This window comes from Pseudonocardia terrae (assembly GCF_021343995.1).
GTDB lineage: Bacteria > Actinomycetota > Actinomycetes > Mycobacteriales > Pseudonocardiaceae > Pseudonocardia > Pseudonocardia terrae.
The window spans coordinates 45,381-66,346 of the sequence record NZ_JAJTTE010000039.1; the positions used below are offsets into that span (position 1 = coordinate 45,381).

Below are 20,966 nucleotides of genomic sequence, written 5' to 3' on the forward strand. Positions count from 1 at the left end.
CGCCATGCTGAGGCCGAGCGGCCGGCGCGGCCGCCGTGGCAAGGGCCTCTCCCCGGTGACCCTCGGGATCCTGTTCCTGGTCATCGTCCTGGCCCTGTTCCTCGGCCTGTTCAACAAGGACCGCATCGGGACCTACCTGCGCGGCGGCGAAACGATCACCGTGCACTTCGCCGGGGACTACAAGCTCCGCGAGTTCATCAGCGAGGTGAAGGTCGCCTACGTCCCGGTGGGCAAGGTCAGCGGTGTCGAGCGGGCCGACGACGGCAGCGCGGTCGTGACCATGCGGGTCGACGACGAAGCAGTCGACACGCTGGGGTCTGCGCCCACAGCCACGGTCCGCGCGACCACGCTGCTCGGCGGGATCTACTTCGTCGACCTGCAGCCCGGCGGTGACCCGGGCCGCTTCACCGGCGACGAGATCCCCCTGGAGCGCTCGGCGGGACCGGTGGAGCTCGACCAGGTCGTCCAGGCTCTGCAGCCGGACGCACTGCAGGGGCTGCGCAGTACGGTGGGCAACCTCGACGGAGCGCTCGGCGAGCGCGGGTCCACCGCGCTGCGCCGGCTGACCGCCTCGGCGCCGGCGGCGCTCGGGCCCGCGGCCGGTGTGCTCGACGCCGCGCAGGGCGCGCACCCGGGCGACCTCACCGCCGTCGTCGACGGGCTGGAGAACACCGCCCGCGTGCTCACCGAGAACGACGGGCGGCTCGAGTCCATCGTGGACGACCTGTCGACCACCGGAACGGTGCTCGGCAACCGCAGCGCGGATGTCGGCGCCGCAGTCGAGGCGCTGCCGGCCACTCTGGCCAGCACCCGCGCCGGTCTCGAACGGCTCGACGGCACGCTCACCACGTTGCGGGACACCGCCTCCGACATCCGCCCGGTGGCGACCCGGCTCGACAGCACCCTCGACACACTGGACCCCGTGCTGCAGAAGGCAGTTCCCTTCGTGCACGACACCCGAACCCTGCTGACCGACGCCCGCCCGCTCGTCGGGGACCTCGTGCCGGCCGCATCGACCGCGACGGACGCGTTGAACGATCTGCGGGGCCCTGTGCTCGACCGCCTCGACGGACCGATCACCGACTGGCTGAACACCCCGTACCAGGGGAGCGGTCCGTACGACTCGTCGCAGTCCGACCGCCCGTTGTACTGGGACGTCGTCTACACCTTCGTCAACCTCGGCCGGGCCGCCGGCTACGAGGACCAGAACGGCGGCACGATCGGCTTCCAGCCCGGACTGGGCTCCGGCTCCACGAGCGGTCTGCCGATCAGCACGGACCAGATGGTCAAGCGGCTCTCGGGCGGCACCTACTCCCAGGAGCCCGTGACGACGCTGCCGCCGTTCAACGACGTCACCGAGCAACCGCCCGGGACCGGCCCGCTCGGGCTGGTGGGAGGTAACTGAGCATGACCACCACCACGACACCGCCCCGGCGGTCCAAGCTCCGGACCAGCCTGCAGCGCATCCGCAACGAGCCCGGCCTCGGCCGTAACGTCGTGATCGTCCTGGTCCTGTTGGCCCTGGCGCTCGTGACGGGCGGGATCATCCTCGGCAACCAGCGGTTCACCCTGCCCTGGACCGACCGGTACGTCGTCCACGCGGCCTTCGAGGCGTCCCCCGGCATCTCGCCCGGCAACGGACAGGAGGTCCGGGTGGCCGGCGTGATCGTCGGACAGATCGCCGAGGCCGAGATCGGTCCGGACGGCAAGGCGCGGCTCGAGCTCGACATGGAGCCGGGCACCCAGGTCTACGACAACGCCCGACTGGTGCTGAGGCCGAAGAGCCCGTTGAACGAGATGTACGTCGAGATCGCCCCGGGCGGGCCGCCCGGCAGGCTCGTGCCGTCCGGCGGCGATCTCCCGGTGACGAACACCGACCGACCGGTCCAGGTCGACGAGGTGCTCGCCCACCTCGACGGCGAGGCCCGACGCGGCCTCACCCAGCTCCTGGCCGAGTCCGACGTGGCGTTGGCCAGCGCACCGCAGGCGCTGCCCGGTGGCCTGGATGCCACGGCGGGAGTGACCGAGAAGCTCCAACCGGTCGTCACGCAGCTCGACCAGCGACGCGAGACCCTGCGCAGGCTCGTGACCGCCCTGGGGCAGATTTCCACGGCGGTCGGCGCGAACGACTCCCGGCTCACCGACCTCGCCGGCTCGCTGCAGACCACGCTCAGCGCACTGGCGGAGAACGACCAGCCGCTGGACTCCGCGCTCGGCCAGCTGCCGGACCTGACGGCGCAGTTGCGCGCCGCGACCACGGAGGTACAGGGGCTCGCCGACCAGCTCGACCCGACCCTGCGGAACGTCCAGGCGGCGTCGAACGATCTGCCGGAGGCACTGTCCCGGCTCGAGGGCACCGTTCACCAGCTCGACGCCACGATCGACGTGGCCGCGCCCGTGGTACAGAAGGCCACGCCCGTGGTCGGGGACCTGCGGCCGTATGTCGCGGACCTGAACCGTGCCCTGCCGTCGCTCGAGCGCACGACCAGCCAGCTCGAACCGTTCACCGGTACGCTGCTGGACTACCTGCCCGACGTGGGCGCGTTCTTCGTGAACACCCGCGACATCGTGAGCCTCCGCGACGGCAACGGCGGCATCCTCCGCGGCATCCTGACCTTCAACCCGGAGACCCTGCTGCCTCCGCCCGCAAATCTCGTGGGCACCGCCGGCGGCCCGATCACCGGACCGCTCGGTCCCTCGGACGAGCCCGTCCCTGCCCCGGTGGTCGGTCAGGCGCTCGACCAGGTCCCGTCCCCCCTCGTCGGCTCGAGATAGGTGAGCATCATGTCCGGACAGTCCTCCTCCCGGCTCCTGCGGCCGACGACGGTCAGGCTACTGGTCGTCGTGGTCTTCACCGCCCTGTGCGCAGCCATCTTCGGCTTCCTCTGGGTCAACTCCGGCGGCAAGCTCCCGGGCTACAGCCCGGCGGCCTATCGGGTCCTGGTCGACGTGCCGCGGGTCGCCAACCTTGTCTACTTCGGTGACGTGATGATCGCCGGGGTTCGGGTCGGCAAGATCGCCGACATCCAGGACCAGGGCGACCACGCCCGCGTGACGATGGATCTCGAACCGGACAACGCGCCGCTGCACGAGGGCGCGGTCGTGCAGGTCCGGGCCAAGAGCCTGATCGAGGAGACGTTCCTCGAGATCACCGACGGCACCGGGCCGGAGGTCCCGGCCGGCGGCACGCTGCCGGCCGGCTCGGCCCGCCCGCCCACACAGGTCAACGACGTGCTGACCACGCTCGATGCGCCCACCCGTGAGTCGCTGGGGAGCGCGGTCCGAGCGGCCGGACTGAGCACGGCCGACAGCAAGCAGGCCGTCTCGGACGCCGTCGTCGGGCTCGGTGCGCTGGGCCGAAACGGTCAGGACGCCCTCGACGCGCTGGCCGCCCAGTCGGAAGACCTCAAGCAGCTCACCGGCTCCACGGCCGCGGTCCTCGCCGCGCTCAACACCCAGCAGGGCAGGATCGCGCAGCTGGTACAGGACGCTGACACGGTCACGCAGGCGACCGCGGACGGAGCGGAGGACATCCGCGGTGTCATGCGCGCGCTGCCCCCCGTGCTGGCGAGCGCCCGGACCGCGAGCGGTGACCTGCGGACCCTGTCCGAATCGCTCGCGCCGGTTGCCAGCAACCTGCAGGCGGCGGCACCTGACCTGTCCGCCGCCCTGGTCGAACTCCCCGGCACCAGCGCAGACCTGCGGGCCACGCTCCCGTCGCTCGACGGGGTCCTCGACCGGGCCCCGGCGACCCTCGATCGCGTGCCGACCCTGACCGACGACGTCGACGGGCTGATCCCGCCGACCTCGGAACTGCTGCGCGACGCGAACCCTGCGCTGGCCTACCTGCAGCCCTACGCGCCGGACGTAGTGTCGATCTTCCAGGGCTTCATGGCCTCGCTGGCCGGCGGCGACGCCCGCGGGCACATCTACAAGATCATGCCGCTCTTCAGCGAGCAGACCTTCAAGGGGATTCCGGTGAACACCAATACCCTGCCGCTGCGTGCGCGGCAGAACCCGATCCCGAAGCCGGGCGCCGCGCTCGACCCCGGGACCATCAACACCGATCCCTACCCGCGGGTCGAGCGGGACGAACCGCCCCGATGACGGCGGGCGCAAAGGTGACCCGCCGGGCGGCCCGGATCTCCGGGCCGCTCCGGCGGCTCGGCCCGGCGATCCGCGGAGCTCGGCGCGGCGCACGCCGGGCGATCGGGGCACCCGCGGCGGCCCTCCGTTCGGCCCGACGGAATCCCCGCCGGGCCGGGGCGGTGGTCCTGGTCGTCGCCCTGCTGGTGGTGACCGTCGGCGGACTCGCCCGGCTGCGCACCGACACGGGCCTGGGATCGTTCCTGCCCTCGGGGGACCCTGCGGCACGCCAGTTCGAGGAACTCTCCCGGGACTTCGGCGGCGACCCCGTCGTCGTGCTGGTGGAGACCGACGAGCCGCGGGCCCTGCTTCGCGGGGATCGGCTCGAGTCGCTGGTCCGCCTCGAGGGCACCTTCGCGCGGCTTCCCGATGTGGCCACCGTCTACGGGCCCGGGACGCTGCTCAACCAGATCGCGGGCCGGACGCAGGATCTGCTGGCGGAACTGAGCGGCCGACGCGACGCGGAGCGTGTCCGCGCCGAGCGGGAGGCCCGCGACGCAGGTGCGTCCTCCGCGGTCGCCACCGCGGAGGCCGACCGGGCCGCGGCCGCGTTCGACGGGCGCTACGCGACCTTGCTCGCCCAGGGCCTACCTGCCGGACTCCCGACGCTGAAGAACCCCTCGTTCGTCGACACCGTGGTGTTCGGCGCGTCCGGGGGGCCGCGCTCGCAATGGCGGTTCGTGGTGCCGTCCGAGCGCTCGATCGCCGTGCTCGTCCGGCCTCGGGAGGGACTCGACGCGAGCGCGGCCGCCGGCCTGGTCGACGGGGTCCGGGCGGAGCTCGCCTCGGCCGACCTGGGACCGGGTACGCGTGCAACCGTCTCCGGTGTACCGGCGGTCGTCGCTGCGCTGTCCGACCGCACGACAGCATCCGCCCCGGTACTCGGCGGCCTTGCGATCGCCGCGGTCCTCGCGTGTTTCCTGCTCGTCCGCTGGACGCGTCGCCGGGAGCGCCTCGTGCCGGTCGCCACCACCGTGGCGGCGATCGCGATGACGCTGGCCGTTTACGGATGGATCGGCCGCCCGGTGTCGCTCGGCGTGGTCGCCTTCCTCTCGGTCGTGCTCGGCATCGGCTGCTACTACCCGACCTACGTCCTGCTCGGGGCATCACGACGGACCGTGCTGACGGTCGCCTGTGCAACCGCGACGAGCTTCGGGACGCTGCTGCTGTCCCCGCTGCCCCTGGTCCGCGACCTCGGGGTCACGCTGTCGGCCGGCGTGCTGCTGGCCGCGCTCGTCGGGCTCGCGGCCCCGTTCCTCACCGGCCGGCCGGACGTGCCGTCCGAATCCGTAGTCGGCGCTCCGATGTCAACGACTCCGGCGCGCTCGCGCTGGGCGATGGGCGGTCTCGCCGCGCTGATCCTCGCCGCCGGGACGGGCTGGGCCGCACTGCCGGCCATTCCACTGCGCGCGGACGTCGACCAGTTCGCAGCGGGCCTGCCGGCCGTCGACGAGGCCCGGCACGTCGAGGACGTCGTGGGTTCCTCGGGCGAGCTCGACGTCGTCCTCCGCGGGCCCGACACGATGTCCCCCGAGGCCCTCACCTGGCAGCGGCAGGCTCTGGAGACGGCCGTGACACGGCAGGGCGACGCACTGCGGCCCGTCGTGTCGCCTCCGGCTCTGCTGCCCTTCCTCGGCGCCGACGCAACGGATGCACAGATCCTCTCCGCGCTGCGGCTGCTGCCGCCCTACCTGACCGGGGCCGTCCTCACGGCGGACCGGGCGACCGCGGTGCTGAGTTTCGGCGTGCGGCTCGAGGACCTCGACCGCCTCGCGGTGGCCCGCGACGATCTGCTCGCCGCGTTGCCCCCGCCGCCGCCGGGTTACGAGACGGAGGTGACCGGGCTGCCGGTCGTGGCGCTACGCGGCAGCGAATTGGTGTCGGCGGACCGGCTGGTCGCCAACGTCGCCGGCATCGTCGCTGCCGGGCTCGTCCTGGCCGTGGGGCTGAAGCGCCGCGTCGACGCCCTCGTGGCCGTCGTCTCGGCGGTGCTCGCCACCGGAACGGGCCTCTTCCTGGTGTGGGCCACCGGTACGGAGCTCACCCCGCTCACCGTGTCGCTCGGTTCCCTCACGGCCGCCGTGGGCTGCGAGTTCGCAGTGGTGCTGGCCGAGGCGCGCCGCCGTGGCCGGAGCGAGTTGCGCCTGGCCGTGCCGCTCGTCACGGCCGCCTCGGTGCTGGGCTACGCCGCCCTCCTGGCCGCGGACCTGCAGGTCGTCCGGCAGTTCGGGGCGCAGCTGGCCATCGCGGTGGTGCTGTCCCTGCTCTGCTCGCACCTCGTGCTCCGGGTGACCGGGGCGCGCCCCATGTCTCCCGAGATGTCCTCCGCGGCGACCGCCCCCACGGCGCCGCGATCCGACCGAGAACGATCGTCCGTGGCAGGAGTGTGCTGATGGCGTCGACGACGTACCAGAACGGAATCCGGAACGTGACCGGCGAGACGACCGACGAGAACGAGCCGACCGGCCCCACGCGGGACCTCCTCGACGGTGTCGTGGACGACCCGGGCGAGGAGACCGGCTCCGCCGACGCCGACGGACAGACCGTGGTGTCCGAGGAGCCCGCGACGGCCATGGACGCCGCGCAGCAGGCGGTGCCCGACGAGGCCGGGGAGCCCGAGCGGGCCGTGAGGGCCGCGGACGAGGCCGACGCCGTCGGGGACGGCACGGGCGACGGGAAGGCCGATCGGGTGCGCGGCCTGCTCCGACGGGCAAGGACAGGCTTGCGCGCGGTCCGGCTCCCGGCGTCCCGGCGCGGCAAGATCGTCGCGGCGCTCGCGCTCGTCCTGGCGCTGGGCCTGACCGGTGGCAGCCTCACCTGGTGGTTGACCTGGCGACTGCCCGACGGTGTCGCGTACCGCGCAGCCGGGCAGGACGTCACCGTCGAGGACCTCGACCACCAGATGGACACGTTGACCGCGCTCTACGGGATGCAGAAGCCCGAGGACCCGGCCGCCCTCGACACCTTCCGGCGTGACTTCGCCAAGGCGTCGGCCGTCGGTGGCGTCATCGACCGGGCGGCGGCGGCCCAGGGGATCGTGATCGCTGACAAGGCCGCCCAGGACTTCCTGGGTCGGTACGTCGACCAGTACTTCGGCGCGGGTGACGGCGCTCGGCAGAGGTTCGTGACGGCACTCGGCACCGTGGGTACCTCCGAGCCCGCTGTGCTCGCGGAGATCCGGCGGCAGATGGCCGCCTCGCGGCTGTTCGAGGCGGTGACGAAGGACGTGCCTGCAGCGACGGATGCGGAGGTCGACGCCGCGTTCACGGAGCGCAAGGAGGCCCTCGCGACCCCCGAGACGCGCACTCTCGCCAACATCGTGGTTGCCGACGAGGCGACCGCCCAGCAGGTGCTGGCCGAGATCCAGGGTGGCCGGCCGTTCGCCGATGTCGCCCGTACCCGCAGCGCCGACGCCTCCAGCCGGGACGCCGGGGGTGCGATCGGCACGCTCGCCGCGGCTCAGCTCGAGAAGCCCTATGCCGACGCGGCCTTCGGAGCCGGTCAGGGTGCGGTCTTCGGGCCGGTTCGCACACAGTCCGGCTGGAATGTCGGTGTGGTGACCGCGATCCAGGCGTCCACGCCGGCCGATCCGGCGCGTCTGCACGAGCCGCTCAGGCAGCAGCTCCTGCTGGAGCGGCAGGGGCAGCGTTGGCGCGACTTCCTGGGGGGCGAGCTGGCTGCCGCGGACGTCCGCTACGCCGACGACTACCAGCCGGCCGATCCCGCGGCCCTCCCGTCGACCCCGACCGGGATCACCCCCGGCGCGCCGCGTTAGGTCCGCCGTGCTGCTCGGTGTGCTCGCCCAGGCGCTCCTCGCCGTCGCCCTCGTGGCCCTCGGGCTGTGGGGGAGGGCGGCGGCGGGGACGCTTCCGGCCCGTTCGCTCCCGCCGGAGGAGCGGGAGCGACGCTCTCGCGTCCTGCACCGCGGTGGCACGGGGTGCGTTCTGTTGGGGGCCCTGTTCGCCGTGACCACGGTGACGGCCCTCCTGTGACCGGCGCGGCGCCGACGTGGGGGCGATCGGCGCGCGCGACGAAGGGGGCCTCCGGTGCTGCTGCCGGAGGCCCCCGGTCGTCGTTCAGGCGGTGGGCAGGTTCAGCCGCGCAAGTAGCGGCAGACGGCCTCGGCCCGGTTCGCCGCGGACAGCTTCCGCAGGATGTGCTTCACATGTGCCTTCACCGTCGCCTCGGTCACGAACAGGGTCGAGGCGATCCGCGCGTTGGTGTCGCCGGCCGCCATCAGCTCGAGCACCTCCCGCTCCCGGGCGGTCAACGAGCGGAGCACAGCGGCGCGGGCGCTGCGGCTGTTCCCGTCCGCCTCCGAGAGGTCGGGCACGGGGACGGGGCGGGAGACGGGCTCGAGATCGGCCTCGACGGCCTCGTCCACCATGTCCAGGACCGACGAGCTGTACTGCTCCACGCGCGCGCGGATGGCCTGCAGGCGCTCGTGCAGGACGGCGCGCTCGAACGCGTGGCCCATGCACTCGGCCAGCATCCCGAGGACGTCGCGGTCGAACTCGTCGACGACGCCGTCCTCACCCGAGTCGACGTGCACGAACCCGATCACGCTCCGACCGACCACGAAGGGCGCGGCTACATACGCACGCGACTGCGTGAGGTCGAGCAGCTCGCGATGGACCCGGGGATTGCTCTGGGCGTCTGTGACGAGGATCGGGGAGCGCCGGCGGACCAGCTCGGACTCGATCAGTTGCTGATCGACCTGTCTCGGGGCCTCGCTCCCGGCGACCCGCATCGCCTCGGCCATCCCGGGATCACCCTTGACGAAGGCCGAGCGGGCGATCCAACGACCGTTGCGCAGCTTCGAGACGAGGCAGCGGTCGTACCCGACCCTGCCGATCTCGTGCGGCGCCCGATCGATGAGCGTGCCGACGCTGGTGGCCGAGCGGAGCCGGTCGAGCACGCCCTGGACCGAAGCCAGCGCCTCGGTCCGCCGGGCGAGCCCGGCTTCCCTGATCGCGGTACGCGCCTGCGCGACCTGCAGGACGACCGCGGAGAGCCGGGCCCGGTCCGCGGGCTCGAGCTCGGCGCGGGCGAGAGCGTCGACGACCGTCGACTGGGCGGCGTCGAGCGCGACCTCGGCGGCGTGGGGGCCGAGGCTCACGGCAGGGCCGGGAGCGCCGTCCCACCCGGTGAGCCGGGCGACGAGTTCGAGGACGGAGCGCGCTCGCCTGATCTCGCTGCCCACCGCGTGGGGGCGGCGGAGGCTCCGGGTGGTGGTGGTGCGGTCGAAGACGGCCGACTGACTGGTCGACGGCATCGTGTCTCCTCGTTGAGCACGGGGGCGGTACGCGCTCGGTGGTCCGGAGGGCCCGCACCCCCGATGCGCACTTATGGTCCAACAGTTCGCTAACGACTGTCCTTCGAGAGGGTTACGTGGATCTCACGCCTCCGAGTGCCGGGTGACGCGAGCAGGCGGATCCGGCCGGTCCTGGATTGAGTTTTCGGTCCAACAATTCTACCGTGCCTCTTCGGTGAAGGGCCAGGCTCCACCCTTTCGGTGACTCGGCCACGCCGGCTCCGGCGTAGGAGCGGGGCGGCGCCCTCCTCGACGACGAGAGGAAACAGCGAGTGCGAGCAGCGGTGCTCAAAGGGTTCGGTGACGCGTCCAACCTGGTCTACGAGGACTTCCCGGACCCGGAGCCGGAGCCGGGATCGACAGTAGTGCGGTTGGAGGCCGCAGCCCTGAACTGGCACGACGTGCTCGTCCGGCAGGGGAGGTACGGGTCGCCCCTGCCGCATGTGCCGGGTAGTGACGGCGCCGGGACACGGGTCGACGACGGCGCGGAGGTCATGATCCTTCCCTCGCTGTGGTGGGGGTCGGACGAGCGAGCGCCGGGCCCGCGATGGGAGATCCTCGGCGACCACCGACCGGGTACCTACGCCGAGTACGTCCGGGTACCGAGCGAATGCGTCGTACGCAAGCCGGCGGGGCTGTCATGGTCCCACGCCGCCGCTCTCCCGCTGGTCGGTCTGACCACGTACCGCGCCCTGTTCACCCGCGCACGGCTGCGGGCCGGGGAGTCGCTGCTCGTCCTCGGGGCCGGGGGTGGAGTGGCCACCATGGCCGTCAGTCTCGCCGCCGGCATCGGCGCCACCGTGCACGTCACGTCCTCGGCCACGGAGAAGATCGACGCTGCGGTCGCGCTCGGCGCGACGGGGGGCGTGAGCTACCGCGATCCCGGCTGGCCCACGGCCGCACGAGCGCTCTCGCCCGACAAGGCCGGCTTCGATGTCGTGCTCGATCCGGTGGGGACGTGGGCGCAGGCGCTCGAGGCCGTCCGGCCGGGCGGGCGCGTGGTCGTGCTCGGCTCGGCCCGCGCAGAGCGGGCGGACCTCGACGTCCGGCGCTTCTACTTCGGACAGTACGACCTGCTCGGCACGACGATGGGTAGCCTGGCCGACTTCGCCGGACTCGTCGACCTCGTGGAGCGGCGGGGCATCGTCCCCCCGCCGGTTGACCGTGAGTTCCCTCTGTCGGACACCGCCGACGCGCACCGCCACCTGGAGTCCGGACGCGGCTTCGGGAAGGTCGTTCTGCGAATCCGCGGCACCTGACGCATCGACGCCTCATTCGACCGGCTCCGGCGACCGGCGCCGGGCCCCGATCCACCGGAGACAGCCATGACCACGAACGGGATCCGCCCTGCGGCCGCGCGCACGACGATGCCGGCCACCACGTCCCGGGTGCGGTACGAGATCGACGACCAAGGGGTCGCCTGGCTCACCCTGGACCATCCGGACAGCCGCAATGCCCTGGGTGACGCAATGCTCGACGAGCTTCTCGTGGGCTTCGCGGCCGCGCGGGCCGACGACGCCGTCCGGGTCGTCGTGCTCGGCTCCTCGCATGAGCGGGTGTTCTCCGCCGGAGGCGATCTGAAGGCCTTCGCCGGCGACGTGCCCACGATCGAGAAGTACGCGGGCCTCGAGCGCTTCCCGCAGCTCTACCTGGCAATCGCCGAGCTGGGCAAGCCGGTGATCTGCGCGGCGGGTGGCGACGTGCTGGCGGGGGCCTTCGGGCTGGCGCTCGCCTGCGACCTGGTGATCGCGCGCGAGGGCGTCCGCTTCGGTTGTCCGGAGATCAACGTCGGAGTGTTCCCGTTCATGATCTCGGCGCTCATCTACCGCAACGTCGACCGGATGAAGGCCAACGAGCTGATGATGCTCGGCGATCCCATCTCGGCGACGGAAGCGCACCGACTCAACATCGTCAACGCCGTGGTACCGGACGAGGAGTTCGCGGAGACGGTACGCGGATGGGCGCACCGCGTCGCCGCGAAGTCGCCCTTGCTGATGCGCATGGGCAAGGACGCCCTCGCGGCCACGCGCGACCTTCCGCTTCGCGAGGCGCTCGACGGACTGCGCTCGCAACTCGCGCTCGCCTTCACCACGGAGGACATCAAGGAGGGGGTCGCCGCATTCCGGGAGAAGCGCGATCCGGTGTGGCGCATGCGTTGAGCGCTGCGGGAGCAGCGGACGGGTAGCCGTCGGGATGACGAGTCTTCCCCCCAGGAGCGATGTGCGACACATGCCTCCGGTCGGACGATGGCGCTACTCGATCCGACGTACCTCGGGCCGTGAGGCCCGGTACGCGGCGTCCGACGACGCCGCCGCGAACCACCGGAGGACCCGTGACCACCACCGAGGCGGACACCGCCACCACGAAGCCGGTGCCCGACGGCATCGCCCGGCAGATCGTCCTGCCGGAGGGCCACCGCGACGAGGTCGCGCTGTTCGCGGCCTACAAGTGGCTGCGGGAGAACAACCCGCTCGCCCAGGTCCACGTCGAGGGCTACGACCCGCTGTGGCTGGTCACCAAGCACGCGGACCTGATGGAGGTCGAACGTCAGCCCGACGTCTTCACCAGCGGCGGCGGCGAGGAGAAGGGTTCGCACAACCCGATCCTGGCCAACCAGGCCGGTGACGCGTTCACCAAGAGCCTCACCGGCGGCAGCCTCCGGATCCTCGAGACGGTGACCTACCTCGACCCGCCGGAGCACACCGCGGTCAAGGACGTGGCCAACGACTGGTTCCGCCCGGCGAACCTCAAGCGCTGGGAGGACACGGTCCGCAAGCTCGCCCGCGAGGCGATCGACGGCAAGCTCGAGGTCGGGGTCAACGAGATCGACCTGGTCAAGGACTGGGCGATCTACTACCCGCTGCACGTCGTCATGACGCTGTTCGGCGTCCCGGAGGAGGACGAGCCCCGCATGATGGGGCTCACCCAGGACTTCTTCGGCACCGCGGACCCGGACACCGCCCGCGCCGACGTCGAGCCGCTGAGCCCGGAGGCCGCCGCCCAGCAGTGGGCCGCCGCGATCCAGGACTTCTACGCCTACTTCGACTCGCTGGTGGAGGCGCGCCGCGCCGAGCCCCGCGAGGACCTGGCGTCGATCATCGCCAACGCGCGCAAGGAGGACGGTGAGTTCTGGCCGAAGACCTTCGCGTACGGCTGGTTCGTCGCGATCGCGACCGCCGGTCACGACACCACGACGACCACCCTCGCCGCCACGCTCGAGGCGCTCTCCTACCACCCGGAGACCCTCGCCGCGGTGCAGCAGGACCCGAAACTGATCGGTGACCTGGTCAACGAGGGCCTGCGCTGGGCCTCGCCGGTGAAGCACTTCGTGCGCCGCGCGACCCGCGACTACGAGCTGCGCGGTCGGACGATCCACGAGGGCGACCGGCTGATGCTGCTCTACCAGTCGGGCAACCGCGACGAGGACGTCTTCCCGGAGCCGACGACGTTCGACATCTCGCGGCGGCCCAACCGGCAGATCGCGTTCGGCTACGGCCCGCACATGTGCATCGGCCAGCACCTGGCCAAGCAGGAGCTGCGGATCATGTTCGAGGAGCTGCTGCCCCGGATCAGGTCGATCGAGGTCATCGGCGAGCGCAAGGTCATGCAGACCAACTTCGTCGGCGGGCTGAAGAACCTCCCGGTCAGGCTGGAGCTGGCGTGACCCACCCTCCTGCCGGCGCGGGCAGCCGCGTCGTCGTCATCGGTGGGGGTCATGCCGCCGCGGCGCTCGTGGGCCTGCTCCGGCAGGAGGGGCACACCGGCGAGGTCGTCCTCGTCGGTGACGAGCTGGACCATCCCTACCACCGTCCGCCGCTGTCGAAGAAGTTCGTCGACGGCGAGCTGGAGCAGTGGCTGCGCCCGCCCGAGTTCTACGGCGAGCAGAAGATCACCGTCCGGCTCGGCGAGCAGGCCGTCGCGATCGACCGGGCCGCGCGCACCGTGGCGCTCGACTCCGGCGCCGACCTGTCCTACGACGTGCTGGTGCTGGCCACCGGCGCTCGCCCACGGCCGCTCCCGGTCCCCGGCGCCGACCTGGGCGGGGTCGGCGCGCTGCGCACCCTCGGCGACGCGCGGGCCCTGCGGAAGTGGATCGAGGAGGGTCGCAGGCTGCTGATCGTCGGCGGCGGCTACATCGGTCTGGAGGTCGCGGCCGTCGCCCGCTCGCGCGGGGTCGAGGCCGTCGTCCTCGAGCGCGAGGAGCGTGTGCTCGCCCGCGTGGCGAGCCCCGAGCTGTCCGCGATCATGAGCGGGTGCCACACCGACCGGGGGACCGTCATCCGCACGGAGGCGGCGGTCGTGGCGCTCGAGGGCGCGGACGGGCAGGTCCGGCGGGCCGTTCTCGACGGCGGCGACGCGGTCGACTGTGACGCCGTCCTGGTAGGCGTGGGAGCCCTGCCCCGGGACGAGCTCGCGACGGCAGCGGGGATCGAGACCGGCCCGCCGGGTCGCGGCGGGATCCTGGTGGACGCCGGGGCGCGGACGAGTGACCCCGCCGTGCTCGCGATCGGCGACGTGACGTGTCGGCCCATTCCCGGGGTGGAGGGCCCGGCGCGGCTGGAGAGCATCCCGAGCGCCACCGAGCAGGCGAAGCAGGCGACCGCGACGATCCTCGGGAAGCCGCTCCCGGCGGCGGAGACGCCGTGGTTCTGGTCGGACCAGTTCGACCTGAAGCTGAAGATCGCGGGCATCGTCGCGCCGGGGACGCAGACCGTGCTGCGCGGTGACCCCGCGAGCGGGCGGTTCGCCCTGTTCCACCTGGTGGACGGTCGACCGGTGGCGGTCGAGTCCGCCAACGCCTCGCCGGAGTTCATGGCGGGCAAGAAGTGGATCGGCGCGGGCACCCGCGTCGACCCGGAGGTGCTGCGGGACGCGGACGCGGCGCTCCGCGGCGCCGCGCTCTGACCCCTGTCCTTTCCGGACGCCATCAGAACCTGGCGAGCACACCCTCGCCCCAACCCAGGAGCACCATGCCCAAGGTCACCTACGTGGTCCCCGACGGTTCCGTACACGACGTCGAGGTGCCGGCCGGACAGAGCGTCATGGACGGGTCGGTCCGCAACAACCTGCCCGGCATCGTCGCCGAATGCGGGGGGAGCTGCTCGTGCGCGACTTGCCACGTATACCTCGACGAGGAGTTCGCAGGCCTGTTCGACGAGGCCACGGACGAGGAACGGGACCTGCTGGAGTTCGCGGAGGGGGCCGACGCGCGCTCCCGGCTGTCCTGCCAGCTCATCGTCCGCGACGGATGTGACGGCGTGCGGATCAGCGTCCCGGACACGAACGGCTGACCCGTCCCGCCCCGAGTAGTAGCCGCAGACAGCCGAGGAGCTGAAGAGAGCACATGAGCGTCCTGACCGGAACCACCGACTACACCTGGTTCTACATCGACGGCCAGACCGCGAAGCCGGACTCGGGGGAGACCCTCGCGGTACAGGCGGCAGCGACCGAGGAGCGCCTCGGCAGCGTGCCGGTGTCGACCGAGCGCGACATCGACGACGCCGTGGCCGCGGCCCGGCGCGCCTTCGACGACCCGCAGGGCTGGGCCCACTGGGAGCCTACCCGCCGGCAGGAGGCGCTCGAGCGCTTCGCCGTCGCCCTGGAGAAGCGTGCCCAGGAGACCGCCACGCGGGTGAGCCTGCAGAACGGCATGCCGATCTGGTTGGCGCAGCAGTTCGAGGCCGGGTTCCCGGCGCTGCTGCTGCGCTACTACTCCGGCCTCGTCGCGGGCACCCCGCAGGAGGAGACCCGCGACGGGATGCTGGGCGGCAGGGCCCGGGTCATCCGCGAGCCCGTCGGCGTCGTCGGCGCCGTGGTGCCGTGGAACGTCCCGCAGGGCATCACGTTCCTCAAGCTCGCCCCGGCGCTGGCCGCCGGCTGCACCGTGGTGCTCAAGCCCGCCCCCGAGACCGTGCTCGACGCCATGCTGATGGCCGAGGCCGCGCTGGAGGCCGAGCTGCCCCCCGGCGTGCTCAACGTCGTGCCCGGCGGGCGCGACGTCGGGGCGCACCTCATCGCGCACCCCGGTGTCGACAAGGTCTCCTTCACCGGCTCGACGGCGGCGGGCCGCGCGATCGCCGAGACCTGTGGCCGGCTGCTGCGCCCGGTCACCCTGGAGCTCGGCGGTAAGTCCGCGGCGATCGTGCTCGACGACGCCGACCTGTCGTCGACCATCGAGAGCTTCTTCGCCTCGACCCTGCTCAACAACGGACAGATCTGTTGGCTCGGCACCCGCGTGCTCGCGCCGCAGCACCGCTACCAGGAGGTCGTCGACACCGTCAGCGGGCTGGCCGGCTCGCTGCGCATCGGTGACCCGCTCGACGAGTCGACCCAGATCGGGCCGCTCGTGTCGTCGCGGCAGCGGGACCGGGTCGAGTCCTACATCGCCAAGGGCAAGGCGGAGGGAGGCCGGCTGACCGTCGGCGGCGGCCGCCCCGAGGCGTTCGACCGCGGCTGGTTCGTGCAGCCGACGGTGTTCGCCGATGTGGACAACAACCACACCATCGCCCAGGAGGAGATCTTCGGGCCGGTGCTGTCGGTGATCCCCTACGGCACCGAGGACGAGGCCGTCGCGATCGCGAACGCGTCGGACTTCGGCCTCGGCGGCAGCGTCTGGACGGCGGACCCGGAGCGCGGAGAGGCCGTGGCCCGCCGCGTGCGCACCGGGACCATCGGCATCAACGCCTATGTCAACGAGCCGACGGCGCCCTTCGGCGGAGTGAAGGCCAGCGGCATGGGCCGGGAGATGGGCCCCGAGGCGCTGCACAGCTACCAGGTCCTCAAGACCGTCTACCTCGACGCCTCCGCCTGAGCGCGGCGTCTGTCGAACGAAGGAGTTCCCATGAAGAGCCGCGGAGCCATCATCCGCCAGGCCCCTGGCAAGTTCGAGATCGCCGACCTGCTCGTCGACGACCCCCGGCAGAACGAGCTGCGGGTCAAGATGGTCGCGTCGGGCCTGTGCCACTCCGACGACCACATGACCACCGGCGACCTGCCGGTGGCCGTGTACCCGGTGTGCGGTGGCCACGAGGGCGGCGGCATCGTCGAGGCCGTCGGGCCGAACACCCCGGGCTACGAGGTCGGTGACAAGGTCATCTTCTCGTTCCTGCCCGCGTGTGGAAAGTGCCGCTGGTGCTCCACCGGGCACCAGAACCTGTGCGACCTGGGAGCCAACGCGCTGCTCGGGGCGCGCTGGGACGACCCGACCAGCTTCCGGCTGCAGCTGGAGGACGGCACCCCGGTCGGCCAGGCGCTCGGCATCTCGACGTTCGCCGAGCACACCACCGTCGCGGTCGACTCCGCGATCAAGGTGCCCGCCGACACCCCGCTCGAGAAGGCCTGCCTGCTCGGCTGCGCCGCGGGCACCGGCTGGGGCTCGGCGGTCAACACCGGCGGCGTCCGGGCCGGGGACACGGTGCTGATCCTCGGTTCCGGTGGCATCGGGGCGAACGCGGTCCAGGGCGCGGTGCACGCTGGCGCGGCCCGGGTGATCGTCGTCGACCCGGTGGCGTTCAAGCGCGATGTCGCGCTGTCGGTCGGCGCCACCCACGCCGTCGAGACCGTCGAGGAGGGCACGGCCCTCGCCCAGAGCTTCACCAACGGCCAGGGCGCCGACGTCGCGATCGTCACGGTCGGCGTGATCACCGGTGACCACATCGGACAGGCCTTCGCCGGCGTGCGCAAGCAGGGCACGGTCGTCGTGACCGCGCTCGGAAACGCCACCGAGGTCGGCATCCCGGTGCCGCTGCTCGAGCTGATCCTCTTCGAGAAGAAGATCAAGGGCTCGCTGTTCGGCTCCTCGAACCCGCGCGCAGACATCCCGAAGCTGCTCGACCTGTACCAGGCGGGCATCCTCAAGCTCGACGAGCTCATCACCACCGAGTACGCCCTCGACGACATCAACCAGGGCTACGAGGACATGCACGCCGGTCGCAACATCCGCGGCGTCATCCGGTTCTGACGAGCTTCCCGAGCCGGTCACGACCCCGCCCCGCCCACCTCACGGTGGGCGGGGCGGGGTTCCGTCGTCCACGGGAGTCAGCCCATGCTGCTGCCGCCGTTGACGCCGATCACCTGGCCGGTCACGAAGCCGGACTCGGGCCGCAGGAGGTAGGCGACGGCGCCGGCGACCTCGGCGGGGTCGGCGGGCCGGGCCATCGGGATCAGCCGTACGGCGTCGTCGACCACGGGCTGCAAGGCGGACGGGAGTGTTCCCGCCTCGATCGCCATGGCCAGCTCCGAGGTCAGCGTGTAGGAGGGCGCGACTGTGTTGACCGCGACGCCGGCCTCGGCGAACTCCCGGGCGAGGCCGACGGCGAGGGCGTGGACGCCCCCCTTCGCGGCGTTGTAGACCGCGTGTGCGGTGAGCCCGTTGCGCACCGACTCCGCGCCGATGTTGACGATGCGCCCGCCGCCGCCGGCCACGAGATGGGGGAGCAGGGCCAACGTGGACCGCAGCGTCGTCCACAGGTTGTTGTCGATCGTCGCCCGCAGGGTCTCCTCGGTGTGGTCGAGCGTCGGCCGGATCACCCCGCCTCCGGCGTTGTTGACCAAGGCGTAGACCTGCCCGAAGGCCCCGACGGCGGCTGTGAGCATCCGTTCCGCTGTGCCGGGGGCCGCGAGGTCACCGGCGAACCCGACCGGCGCAGGCACGCCCGCGCCGGGCACGAGAGCGTCGAGGCCGACCTCGAGCTCCTGCTCGTCGCGGGCAGCGACGAGCAACGAGGCACCGTCGCCGAGGAGCCGACGAGAGATGGCCAGTCCGATGCCGGTCGCCCCGCCGGTCACGATCACGGCCCGTTCGAGCAGCGGGCGGGCCCGGTCGATGGGCGGACCGGGGGCCGTCACAGGATGATCGCGACGTCGGAGACCTGGCGGAGGCTGCCCATCCGCAGCACACACCGCTTCGACGCGACGCGCAGTCGGCTGTCGACCAGCCGCAGCCGGTAGTGGTAGCGGCCCGCGTAGGAGTACGAGCGCTCGCCGCGGAAGCGCCAGACCACGAACTCGGCCAGGACCGGCAGCTCGTCGCCCTCCACCGGGAGCAGGCGCACGTTCGTCACCTGATGACTGGTGGCGGAGTGCGGGTACTCGCGGTGGGCCCGGCGGGAGTTGAGGCGCTCGACACGGCAGGACAGTCGGAGATGGTCGTCGTCGACCAGCACCAGGTCGCGGGCCGGGTCGCCCTCGGGGGTGTCGTTGCAGGGGATGACGTAGCGGCAGTCCTCGGTGTAGAGCGCCAACCACGTGTCGAGCTCCCAGTCGTCGAGCAGGCCCGCCTCGAGGTAGAGCAGGTCCTCGACCTGCTCCCGGGTCACGGAGTCGATGCGGCCGACCTCGGGCGTCGGCGCGACGGACTGCGCGTCCGCGGTCGCGGTCATCGCGTCTCTCCGATCATCTGCTCGTTCCAGCGACGCCAGAAGGCGCGCATCTGCTCCTCGTCGTTGGCCTGCGGCTCGCGCGCCATGCCGCGGGAGATGTCGTTCCACTCCACGCCGCCGCTGTGGAAGCCGTGTTGGCAGGACTCCAACGCCTCGATGTCGTCGGGCGTGGCGAATCCGCCCGGGCCGAGGAAGGTGAGGAAGCTGTCGAGCCGGCGCTGGCGGAGCTGCGGCAGCTCCTCGCTGGGTGCCAGTTCCCAGGCGGTGATCTCCATGCGGTCCGCGGAGACCGGCATGAAGGTGCGGACGGTGACCGCCATGATGTCGTTGATCACGAGGTTGGGGTAGATCAACAGGTTGCGGTTGGTGTCGGCCATCCGCGAGGCGCGCACCTCGCCGTACCGGTCCACCAGCTCGGCGCGCAGCCGGCCGATCTCCTCGCGGGAGGCCTCGCCGAACAGCGGCTCCCACTTCGCCACCGGCCGGCCCCAGGGCGCGGCGTACTCGAGCACGGCGTGGCCGTTGCCGAGGGCCCTGGCCGTGCCGTTCACGCCTCCGGCCAGGTCCGTGCCGAGTGCCACCAGGTACTTGAAGTACGTGTCGTGCGTGGACACGGCGTGGTAGCCGTCGATGCTGTTCTCCGCCAGCAGCTTCCAGTTCGCGTTGATCGCGTACTCGTTCGTGCCGGAGATGATCTCGGGGGTGCCGGTCGCGTCGACGACGAGGTCGATGTACTCCCTCGCGTCCGCGAGGTACTCGATCAGCCCCATGATGTCCGGGTCGTAGGACAGGAACACGAAGCCGCGATAGCTCTCCACCCGGGGGACGCTGCGGAGGCCGAGCGCCGAGAAGTCGAGCCCGTCGCCGTAGGCCTGCCGGTCCGGGACGCCGACCAGGTCGCCGTCGGTGTTGAACGACCAGGCGTGGTAGAAGCACGAGAACACCTTGGCGTTGCCGCGGTCGGTGCGGCACACCATCGCGCCGCGGTGCGTGCAGCTGTTGTGGAAGACGTTCACCTGCCCCGACCGCCCGCGCACCATGAACACCCGGCGGCCGCCGACGGGCCGGCGGACGTAGTCGCCCTTCCCCGGGATCTCGGACTCGTGCCCGACGTAGAGCCAGCTCCGCCCGAAGACGCGCTCCAGCTCCATCGTGTGGATCTCGGGCGAGGTCATGGTCGAGCGGTGCACCCGGAAACGGTGCCCGGCGAGGTCCTCCTCCACGAGCGGGCCGCTCGCGGCCAGCTGTCGGGTCGGGTCGTGCGTGACGGTCATGTGTCTGACTCCTCGACGGCGTCGTCCAGGTTCCCCGCCCGCTCGGCGGAATCGGTCAGACCATAACTGATTCTGTGTGTAGGATTCAAGACGACTCGACCTGGAGGAGGCCTCGTGCCCGAGAACGGCAGATCGCTGTCGCGCGCGCAGCGGGTGGCGGCGGACGTCGAGAACGAGCTCCTGGCGGAGCGCACCCCGGTGGGCACCAACCTCGGGCGCAGGACGGACCTCATGGAGCGGTTCGGGGTGAGTCCCACCGTGATCAACGAGACCCTGCGGATCCTGCGCGACCGCGGCTTGGTCGTCGTCCGGTCGGGGCCGGGGGGAGGGGTGTTCGTCGCGAGCCGGCCGCCGCAGGTCCGGCTCGGGGCCCTCGACCTGTGGTTCTCCGGCACCGGGACCGACCCGCTGGACCTCTTCGAGGCCCGTACCCATCTCGAGGACGTTCTGACCAGGGTCGCTGTCGACCGGGCCGGGCCGTCCGACGTCCGCGACATGGAGTGGGCGCTCGAGGCGATGCGGGCGGCCGACGACCCCCGGGCCTACCTGGAGGCGAACCTGCGGCTGCACATGGCGATCGCCCGCGCGGCCCGGATCCCGGTGCTGGCGGGTATGTACGAGTCCATCGCCGCGATCATCAGCGGGAGCCTGGTGCGAGCGGAACTCCTGCCCGGTCACGACGAGATGTTCGCGCACAACATCCAGGTCCACGCCGAGCTGGTGATGGCGATCCGCGACCGCGACCGCGAGGCGCTCGACAAGGTGATGAGCCTGCACCGGGGTGATCTCGTCCGGGCCGTGGACTCCTCGCGCTCGCCGGTCTCGGCGGACGACGCTTGAATCATGCATGCA

At 71.9% G+C, this 20,966-nt stretch carries 18 protein-coding genes; 14 read left to right on the forward strand and 4 right to left on the reverse strand.

Annotated features, from left to right (window positions below; all coding sequences use genetic code 11):
- Positions 1–4: 4 nt before the first annotated feature.
- Genes LWC33_RS23800 through LWC33_RS23825 form a run of 6 tightly spaced genes read left to right on the forward strand, consistent with a single transcriptional unit; the run spans position 5 to position 8,138 of the window.
- Complete coding sequence (locus LWC33_RS23800) at positions 5–1,405, forward strand: MlaD family protein (RefSeq protein ID WP_233306674.1); 1,401 nt, start codon at positions 5–7, stop codon at positions 1,403–1,405.
- Positions 1,406–1,407: 2 nt separating this feature from the next.
- The gene (locus LWC33_RS23805; RefSeq protein WP_233306675.1) at positions 1,408–2,775 is read left to right on the forward strand and encodes an MlaD family protein; all 1,368 of its coding nucleotides are present in this window, start codon (positions 1,408–1,410) and stop codon (positions 2,773–2,775) included.
- Between the two features lie 9 nt (positions 2,776–2,784).
- Positions 2,785–4,107: an MlaD family protein gene (locus LWC33_RS23810; RefSeq protein ID WP_233306676.1), complete on the forward strand. Its 1,323-nt coding sequence runs from the start codon at positions 2,785–2,787 to the stop codon at positions 4,105–4,107.
- Positions 4,104–6,539 (forward strand): RND transporter family protein, encoded by a 2,436-nt coding sequence (locus tag LWC33_RS23815; RefSeq protein ID WP_233306677.1) that lies wholly within the window; start codon positions 4,104–4,106, stop codon positions 6,537–6,539. Before LWC33_RS23810 ends, LWC33_RS23815 begins: the two co-directional genes overlap by 4 nt.
- Complete coding sequence (locus LWC33_RS23820) at positions 6,539–7,921, forward strand: peptidyl-prolyl cis-trans isomerase (protein WP_233306678.1); 1,383 nt, start codon at positions 6,539–6,541, stop codon at positions 7,919–7,921. The genes LWC33_RS23815 and LWC33_RS23820 overlap by 1 nt, the downstream gene beginning before the upstream one ends.
- Positions 7,922–7,928: 7 nt before the next feature.
- Complete coding sequence (locus LWC33_RS23825) at positions 7,929–8,138, forward strand: hypothetical protein (RefSeq protein WP_233306679.1); 210 nt, start codon at positions 7,929–7,931, stop codon at positions 8,136–8,138.
- Between the two features lie 101 nt (positions 8,139–8,239).
- On the opposite strand, the gene LWC33_RS23830 is transcribed toward LWC33_RS23825, so the two are convergent.
- Positions 8,240–9,421 (reverse strand): LuxR C-terminal-related transcriptional regulator, encoded by a 1,182-nt coding sequence (locus LWC33_RS23830; protein WP_233306680.1) that lies wholly within the window; start codon positions 9,419–9,421, stop codon positions 8,240–8,242.
- A 311-nt stretch (positions 9,422–9,732) separates the two neighbouring features.
- Here LWC33_RS23830 and LWC33_RS23835 point away from each other — a divergent pair, with 311 nt between their 5' ends.
- The 7 genes from LWC33_RS23835 (at position 9,733) to LWC33_RS23865 (ending at position 17,420) form a co-directional block, all read left to right on the forward strand.
- Positions 9,733–10,719, forward strand: coding sequence for a quinone oxidoreductase family protein (locus LWC33_RS23835; protein WP_233306681.1), 987 nt, complete (start codon positions 9,733–9,735; stop codon positions 10,717–10,719).
- Positions 10,720–10,785: 66 nt separating this feature from the next.
- On the forward strand, positions 10,786–11,619 hold the full coding sequence (locus tag LWC33_RS23840) for an enoyl-CoA hydratase/isomerase family protein (RefSeq protein ID WP_233306682.1): 834 nt from the start codon (positions 10,786–10,788) through the stop codon (positions 11,617–11,619).
- Between the two features lie 173 nt (positions 11,620–11,792).
- Complete coding sequence (locus LWC33_RS23845) at positions 11,793–13,124, forward strand: cytochrome P450 (protein WP_233306683.1); 1,332 nt, start codon at positions 11,793–11,795, stop codon at positions 13,122–13,124.
- Positions 13,121–14,365 (forward strand): NAD(P)/FAD-dependent oxidoreductase, encoded by a 1,245-nt coding sequence (locus LWC33_RS23850; protein WP_233306684.1) that lies wholly within the window; start codon positions 13,121–13,123, stop codon positions 14,363–14,365. Before LWC33_RS23845 ends, LWC33_RS23850 begins: the two co-directional genes overlap by 4 nt.
- Before the next feature lie 65 nt (positions 14,366–14,430).
- A complete protein-coding gene (locus LWC33_RS23855) occupies positions 14,431–14,751 on the forward strand; it encodes a 2Fe-2S iron-sulfur cluster-binding protein (RefSeq protein ID WP_233306685.1) in 321 nt (106 codons plus the stop codon).
- Positions 14,752–14,804: 53 nt separating this feature from the next.
- Positions 14,805–16,271, forward strand: a complete 1,467-nt coding sequence (locus tag LWC33_RS23860) for an aldehyde dehydrogenase (RefSeq protein ID WP_233306686.1) — start codon at positions 14,805–14,807, stop codon at positions 16,269–16,271.
- A gap of 30 nt (positions 16,272–16,301) precedes the next feature.
- Entirely contained in the window at positions 16,302–17,420 is a 1,119-nt protein-coding gene (locus LWC33_RS23865) for an NDMA-dependent alcohol dehydrogenase (RefSeq protein WP_233306687.1), read from the forward strand.
- A gap of 77 nt (positions 17,421–17,497) precedes the next feature.
- Here LWC33_RS23865 and LWC33_RS23870 read toward each other — a convergent pair whose 3' ends face one another.
- The 3 genes from LWC33_RS23870 to LWC33_RS23880 are packed head-to-tail and all read right to left on the reverse strand — an operon-like array spanning position 17,498 to position 20,114.
- A complete protein-coding gene (locus LWC33_RS23870) occupies positions 17,498–18,307 on the reverse strand; it encodes an SDR family NAD(P)-dependent oxidoreductase (protein WP_233306689.1) in 810 nt (269 codons plus the stop codon).
- Positions 18,304–18,840: an aromatic-ring-hydroxylating dioxygenase subunit beta gene (locus LWC33_RS23875; RefSeq protein ID WP_233306691.1), complete on the reverse strand. Its 537-nt coding sequence runs from the start codon at positions 18,838–18,840 to the stop codon at positions 18,304–18,306. Before LWC33_RS23875 ends, LWC33_RS23870 begins: the two co-directional genes overlap by 4 nt.
- Positions 18,837–20,114 carry an aromatic ring-hydroxylating oxygenase subunit alpha gene (locus LWC33_RS23880; RefSeq protein ID WP_233306692.1) on the reverse strand — a complete coding sequence of 426 codons (1,278 nt, stop codon included), beginning with the start codon at positions 20,112–20,114 and terminating at the stop codon, positions 18,837–18,839. Before LWC33_RS23880 ends, LWC33_RS23875 begins: the two co-directional genes overlap by 4 nt.
- Before the next feature lie 114 nt (positions 20,115–20,228).
- Between LWC33_RS23880 and LWC33_RS23885 the strand changes: the two genes are divergently transcribed.
- Positions 20,229–20,954 (forward strand): FadR/GntR family transcriptional regulator, encoded by a 726-nt coding sequence (locus LWC33_RS23885; RefSeq protein WP_233306694.1) that lies wholly within the window; start codon positions 20,229–20,231, stop codon positions 20,952–20,954.
- Positions 20,955–20,966: the final 12 nt, after the last annotated feature.

Coding starts and splice junctions, on each gene's coding strand:
- LWC33_RS23800 (WP_233306674.1), top strand. CDS start 5: ATGCTGAGGCCGAGCGGCCGGCGCGGCCGCCGTGGCAAGGGCCTCTCC.
- LWC33_RS23805 (WP_233306675.1), top strand. CDS start 1,408: ATGACCACCACCACGACACCGCCCCGGCGGTCCAAGCTCCGGACCAGC.
- LWC33_RS23810 (WP_233306676.1), top strand. CDS start 2,785: ATGTCCGGACAGTCCTCCTCCCGGCTCCTGCGGCCGACGACGGTCAGG.
- LWC33_RS23815 (WP_233306677.1), top strand. CDS start 4,104: ATGACGGCGGGCGCAAAGGTGACCCGCCGGGCGGCCCGGATCTCCGGG.
- LWC33_RS23820 (WP_233306678.1), top strand. CDS start 6,539: ATGGCGTCGACGACGTACCAGAACGGAATCCGGAACGTGACCGGCGAG.
- LWC33_RS23830 (WP_233306680.1), bottom strand. CDS start 9,421: ATGCCGTCGACCAGTCAGTCGGCCGTCTTCGACCGCACCACCACCACC.
- LWC33_RS23840 (WP_233306682.1), top strand. CDS start 10,786: ATGACCACGAACGGGATCCGCCCTGCGGCCGCGCGCACGACGATGCCG.
- LWC33_RS23855 (WP_233306685.1), top strand. CDS start 14,431: ATGCCCAAGGTCACCTACGTGGTCCCCGACGGTTCCGTACACGACGTC.
- LWC33_RS23860 (WP_233306686.1), top strand. CDS start 14,805: ATGAGCGTCCTGACCGGAACCACCGACTACACCTGGTTCTACATCGAC.
- LWC33_RS23865 (WP_233306687.1), top strand. CDS start 16,302: ATGAAGAGCCGCGGAGCCATCATCCGCCAGGCCCCTGGCAAGTTCGAG.
- LWC33_RS23875 (WP_233306691.1), bottom strand. CDS start 18,840: ATGACCGCGACCGCGGACGCGCAGTCCGTCGCGCCGACGCCCGAGGTC.
- LWC33_RS23880 (WP_233306692.1), bottom strand. CDS start 20,114: ATGACCGTCACGCACGACCCGACCCGACAGCTGGCCGCGAGCGGCCCG.